We start from the raw sequence: 5,725 nt of genomic DNA, 5'->3' as shown, positions 1-5,725 counted from the left end.
AAAAATGACACCGTTATAAAAAACAATTTTTTCATATCTTATATCCTGTTAATAATTAAGTTATTAAAATTTTTAATAACATATCCCGCCCTTTATTCTTTATTTAATTTATAAGAATTTTTAATTTAGACTATTTTTATTGCTTAATTATGAATTGCACGCCCGCCCAAGCTTTTATTAGGTTTGTAATTTATTTATACTAATCCTGTAAAAAATCTATAAATACAGAAAAATCATTAGCTAAATAATCATCAGATATCTTTATCTTGCATTGCAAATTTAAATCTTTCACTCTGTCGCAAACCATTTTGAATATATCTTCTTTTTTATAGTAGTAATATTTATCTCCGTATTTTTCTTTACATGAAATATCTAACAGATTAAAACATACACCTTTTCTAGCAGCAATTAAAAAATTTTTTACAGCATCTGCTAAAAACTCTTCATTATTTCCAAGATTAAGATTGAATATGCCTGAAGAATATATATAATCAAAATCATCTTCTATATCTGAAGTTTTAAAAAAATCCATAGTCATAAACTGAGGCGTAATATTTTTAAAAACCTTCTTCTTTGCTCTTTCAACCATTTCTGATACTATATCAACACCAATATAATAAAGACTAATATTATGTCTGTCTATATATTCAGCTAAATTTCCAAGTCCGCATCCTACATCAAGCAAAACCGATTTTCTAATATCAAAATGATCTAATAATGCCTTAAATCTAATTTCCTGAGCCTCTTTAGATTCCCAATCTAAAACTTCATAATCCGGTATATTCAAATCCTTAACTTTGTCTATATAATGTTCTATTATTATTGATTTTTTATTATTCATAAATATTACACTTCCAAAATATTTTTTATTTTAAATTTAATTTATATATTGTTTTATGATTATAGTTGTTATCAGGATCAAATATTATGCTTGGAAAATGAGGGAAATTTACGGCCCCTGGTAAAAACTCTGTCTCAAAGCAGAATGCATTATGCTTATTCAAAACTGTATTTCTTACCTCTCTATTATTAAGCATATTTCCGGAATAAAAATGCATAGCAGGCTTTGTGGTATAAAGCTCTAAAACAATTCCTGTCTTCTCGCTATAACATGAAGCCCTCAATTTATTAAAATTATTTTCATTTTCATCTTCATCAGTATATGATAAGATATTTTTTTCATTAAATATGAAGCAATTATCATAACCATTAGCTTTTTCTATATCAGCACCTATTTTTTTTGTTTTAGTAAAATCAAAAGGAGTATTTTCTGTTTTAAAAATTTCCCCTGTAGATACACATTCATCTGTTACAGGCAAATAAAATGAAGAATCTATAAATAAATCATGATCATATATAGTACCTTCTCCATTGAGATTCCAATAAGCATGATTTGTTAGATTTATTGGTGTAGGAGCATTAACTGCCGCAAAATATTCTATTAATATTTCATTATTATTTGTTAAAGAATAAGTTATATCTATATCCATATTGGCAGGATAACCTTCATCATATTCACTTGAACTGTAGCTGAATAGTACAGAATGATTATCCAAAACTTTAGAATCAAATTTATGAAATGATATACCTTTTTCACCGCCATGTAAATGATGTTTGCCGTTATCATTTTTTGTTAATTTATATGTTTTGCCGTCAAGAGTAAACTCAGAATTTATTGTTCTATTTGCAACTCTTCCTACAGAAGAACCGATATAATCATGAGGATTTAAATAAAATGAATAATCATCGCTTCCGAATGATACCTGTACTTCATTACCATTCTTATCTTTAAAAAATACTCCTGTTATTGATGCTCCAATATCTGTTAATTTAAGCTCCATGCCGTTTGCATTTTTTAATTCATATAGAAGATATCCGCTTCCCCAATTTTTTACTTGCATATTTTTACTCCATTGTTAAGCTTATATATATTATATCATTATAAAATATAATTTCAATTTACAAAAAAAGGCTATCAAATAAATTGATAGCCCTTAAAAATATTATTATTTATTTATGACAATACTGTTACGTTTAATACCAAGAATAGACAGCAGGCCAAGAACATGGCAACCATAAATTTCCAATTTACCTTAACCCAATCTGTGTAGCTAATATAAGCAACGTGAGTACATACCATAACAGCTATTGAAGTAGGCATTATCATGTTTGCTAAACCTATACCCATTAAATATACATTTATGATAACAGGGCTTGCAACACCAGCAAATAAAGCCATAGAATTCATTATTGACATAGTAGCAGCAGCAAGTCCGCTAGTACTAGATATTAATATTCCCATAATGAAGTAGAATACCAAACTAACTATTACAAATAAAACAGGTGATAAACTGCTTAATGTAGTTTCTCCAAAATGCAATATTGTAGGAGTAATCATACCTTGATCCATTACTACTTGTATACCTCTTGCAAAAGGAACTATGAAAGCAGTTGAAACAACTCCTGCAGCACCTTTTATTATTAAATCTATAGTTTTATTTATATCGTATCCTAATATTTTACCGCATACTAAAGAAGATATTAATAATAGCATTGATACTTCATTAAAATACCATTGTCCGAAAGGAACCATACTTTTACCTAAAACTGTACCGATAAATGGCAAGCCAGTTAAAAATTTCACTATATCTTCAAATATAGTGAAATGCTCATTTAATGATGTCCATGGTATTAAAGAAATCATCATCAAACCGAAAGTAGAAGCAAATATTATTAATATTACTTTGTCCTTTCCTGTCATTTCTAAATTTTCATCTTCAGAAACTGGGAATGCTTTAAGATTTTCTTCTTTTCTATGATACTGAGTAGATTTCTCAGGATGTTCTTTAACTTTTTTAGCATATCTGCATATATAGAAACATGTTATTCCTACAAAAATAACGAACATTAATACTCTTACTAATAAACCGTCTCCAGGACTAATGCCTGCTATATCTGATGCAATACCTACAGCAAAAGGGTTAATAATAGAAGTTAAACATCCGACTTGAGTACCAAATATAATTATCATGGCACCAACCATAGTATCAAGTCCTAATGCCAATATAAAAGGCATTATCATGAGCAAATATACAAATGCTTCTTCATAACACCCTTCTATTGTTCCTAATAATGCCATTATAGTAACCAAAATAATTATAAGAATATTTATATTATTCTGATACCTCATGGCTATCCTTTTTAAGAATATTTTTATAGCTCCTGAACTATCCATTATCTCTAAAAAACTTCCAAACATCATTATATTTAATGAAATAATGATCGCTCCAGCTACGCCTTCTCCTCCAACCATACCTATAAATGGTGCTATCAATACATCCCATAAACCTTGAGGATTAGACTCTTTAGCAGTATATGTTCCAGTAATAAATCTTCCTTCTTCATTCATTTGGTAGCTTCCGCCAGGTATAATCCAACTCAGAACAGCAACTAATATCATAGCAAAAAATATTATGACATACGTATTAGGGGCCTTTTTTTCTTTTTTTTCTCCCATATATCCTCCGATTATTATATAAAATATTACTACTAGTAACATTAAAAGAAAACATATTATCGTTAATAGTTATACTTTTTATAATTATTAATAATATAATATGATTTTAATATACTATTAGGTTATATAATCTAGTATATGAATTTTATAGGTATTGTCAATATGTTTAATAAAATAATATTTTTTATAATGATAACAAAAATTATAATATTTAATATACAACAATTCTTACAAATATAAAAATATCTATCTTTGTACTTAAAACTATTATTTTTTATTATTTCAATCTTTTAATAAAAAAGTTATTTTAAGAATAATATATTGACAAATATCGATATGTTTGTTATATTATATATCGATATATTTCGATGTAATATAATAAGTTTAAGGAGATTAAATGCAGGATTATAAAAATGATGCAATTATTTTTAAAGCATTATGTGATGAAAACAGATTAAAAATATTAGAAATGATTAAAGACGGAGAGATATGTGCATGCAGACTGTTGGAAGAACTCCATATTGTACAATCCACATTATCTCATCACATGAAAATACTTTGCGATTCAAATATAGTAATAGGCAGAAAAGAAGGCAAATGGACTTATTACAGCTTTAATGAAGAAGCTATATCAAAAGCAAAAGAATTACTAAATTATTATACATCTGTAGTATCAAATAAAAATGCAGAAAGCACAAGAAAATGCCAATCTGAAAATGATGCTTAAATAAAAGGAGAATAAGAAATGGAAAGAAAAAAAGAAAATATTAGTTTTTTTCAGAAATATTTAACTTTATGGGTATTTATTTGTATGGTTATAGGTGTATTAATATCTAAGTTTTTACCATCTATACCAAATACATTAAACAAATTTGAATATGCAAATGTTTCAATACCAATAGCAATATTAATATGGTTTATGATATACCCAATGATGATGAGTGTAGATTTTCAAAGTATTAAAAATGTTACAAAAAATCCTCAAGGGCTGTTTGTTACTTGGGTTGTAAATTGGCTCATAAAACCTTTTACCATGTTTTTTATAGCATCTCTATTCTTTTATACTATACTAAATAATTTTATACCAAAAGATTTAGCAAAAGAGTATTTAGTCGGTGCAGTAATTCTTGGAGCTGCTCCATGCACAGAAATGGTATTTGTATGGAGTGCTTTAACAAATGGAAATCCATCATACACTGTTGTACAAGTTACTACTAATGATTTAATAATACTTATAGCATTCGTCCCTATAGTAAAATTTTTGTTGGGAATATCAAATGTTACAGTACCTTGGAATACATTATTTTTATCTGTTATATTATTTGTTCTTATTCCATTAACTGCGGGAATCATCACAAGGGTTTATGTATGCGGTAAAAAAGGAATAGAATATTTTAATAATATTTTTGTACATAAATTTGATAACATAACCATAATAGGATTATTACTTACATTAATATTATTGTTCAGTTTTCAAGGAAATGTAATACTATCAAATCCTATTCATATAATTTTAATAGCAATACCTTTAATACTGCAGACTTTTTTAATATTTTTCATAGCTTATATTGCCTGCTATATATTAAAACTTCCTCATAATGTAGCAGCACCTGCTGGTATGATAGGAGCTTCAAATTTCTTTGAACTTGCTGTGGCCGTCGCAGTATCATTATTCGGAGTAAATTCCGGTGCAGAACTAGCAACTATAGTAGGAGTTTTAGTAGAAGTACCTGTAATGCTTACCCTTGTAAAAATAGCAAACGCCACAAAAAATAAATTTAAAAATTAGGAGTTATAAAATGAATATTATAAAAACAATATTTGTCTTTATACAAGATCAAATAATATCTATGAAATGGCTTAATACATTGATAGGCAGTATATTAAATAATTTTGCTTTATCAGACACAATAAAAGGTGTGATACAATTTTTCATATATGATGTCATTAAAATATTTGTTCTGCTTTCTGTATTAATATTCTGTATATCATATATTCAAAGCTATTTTCCGCCTGAAAGAACAAAAAAAATATTAAGCAAATTTAATGGAATATCAGCAAATATACTTGCAGCACTTTTTGGTACTGTAACACCTTTTTGTTCATGTTCTTCAATACCTCTTTTTATAGGGTTTACATCTGCCGGAATACCAATAGCCATGACATTTTCATTTTTAATATCATCTCCTCTTGTTGACTTAGCTTCTT

General features: G+C 27.3%; 6 protein-coding genes. 3 read left to right on the top strand and 3 right to left on the bottom strand.

What is annotated here, in order from left to right; all coding sequences use genetic code 11:
• Positions 1 to 199: 199 nt before the first annotated feature.
• The 3 genes from Q0J90_RS13685 to Q0J90_RS13675 all read right to left on the bottom strand — a co-directional run bounded on the left by Q0J90_RS13685 (position 200) and on the right by Q0J90_RS13675 (position 3,517).
• Positions 200 to 841 (bottom strand): class I SAM-dependent methyltransferase, encoded by a 642-nt coding sequence (locus Q0J90_RS13685; protein ID WP_297278440.1) that lies wholly within the window; start codon positions 839 to 841, stop codon positions 200 to 202.
• Between the two features lie 25 nt (positions 842 to 866).
• Positions 867 to 1,901: an aldose epimerase family protein gene (locus tag Q0J90_RS13680; RefSeq protein WP_297278439.1), complete on the bottom strand. Its 1,035-nt coding sequence runs from the start codon at positions 1,899 to 1,901 to the stop codon at positions 867 to 869.
• A gap of 113 nt (positions 1,902 to 2,014) precedes the next feature.
• Positions 2,015 to 3,517: a hypothetical protein gene (locus Q0J90_RS13675; RefSeq protein WP_297278438.1), complete on the bottom strand. Its 1,503-nt coding sequence runs from the start codon at positions 3,515 to 3,517 to the stop codon at positions 2,015 to 2,017.
• Between the two features lie 397 nt (positions 3,518 to 3,914).
• Here Q0J90_RS13675 and Q0J90_RS13670 point away from each other — a divergent pair, with 397 nt between their 5' ends.
• From Q0J90_RS13670 to Q0J90_RS13660, 3 genes are all read left to right on the top strand, one after another.
• The gene (locus tag Q0J90_RS13670) at positions 3,915 to 4,244 is read left to right on the top strand and encodes a helix-turn-helix transcriptional regulator (RefSeq protein WP_297278437.1); all 330 of its coding nucleotides are present in this window, start codon (positions 3,915 to 3,917) and stop codon (positions 4,242 to 4,244) included.
• 18 nt (positions 4,245 to 4,262) lie between these two features.
• Positions 4,263 to 5,306, top strand: a complete 1,044-nt coding sequence (gene arsB, locus Q0J90_RS13665; RefSeq protein ID WP_297278436.1) for an ACR3 family arsenite efflux transporter — start codon at positions 4,263 to 4,265, stop codon at positions 5,304 to 5,306.
• Between the two features lie 10 nt (positions 5,307 to 5,316).
• Positions 5,317 to 5,725 (top strand): permease (locus Q0J90_RS13660; protein ID WP_297278435.1); only part of this gene is annotated, 409 nt, incomplete at its 3' end.

The organism is uncultured Brachyspira sp. (assembly GCF_944390595.1).
Taxonomy (GTDB): Bacteria; Spirochaetota; Brachyspiria; order Brachyspirales; family Brachyspiraceae; genus Brachyspira.
Note: the sequence above shows the minus strand (reverse complement) of the source record. Positions and strands in the feature narration are given on the sequence as shown.

Coding starts and splice junctions, on each gene's coding strand:
- Q0J90_RS13685 (WP_297278440.1), bottom strand. CDS start 841: ATGAATAATAAAAAATCAATAATAATAGAACATTATATAGACAAAGTT.
- Q0J90_RS13680 (WP_297278439.1), bottom strand. CDS start 1,901: ATGCAAGTAAAAAATTGGGGAAGCGGATATCTTCTATATGAATTAAAA.
- Q0J90_RS13675 (WP_297278438.1), bottom strand. CDS start 3,517: ATGGGAGAAAAAAAAGAAAAAAAGGCCCCTAATACGTATGTCATAATA.
- Q0J90_RS13670 (WP_297278437.1), top strand. CDS start 3,915: ATGCAGGATTATAAAAATGATGCAATTATTTTTAAAGCATTATGTGAT.
- arsB (WP_297278436.1), top strand. CDS start 4,263: ATGGAAAGAAAAAAAGAAAATATTAGTTTTTTTCAGAAATATTTAACT.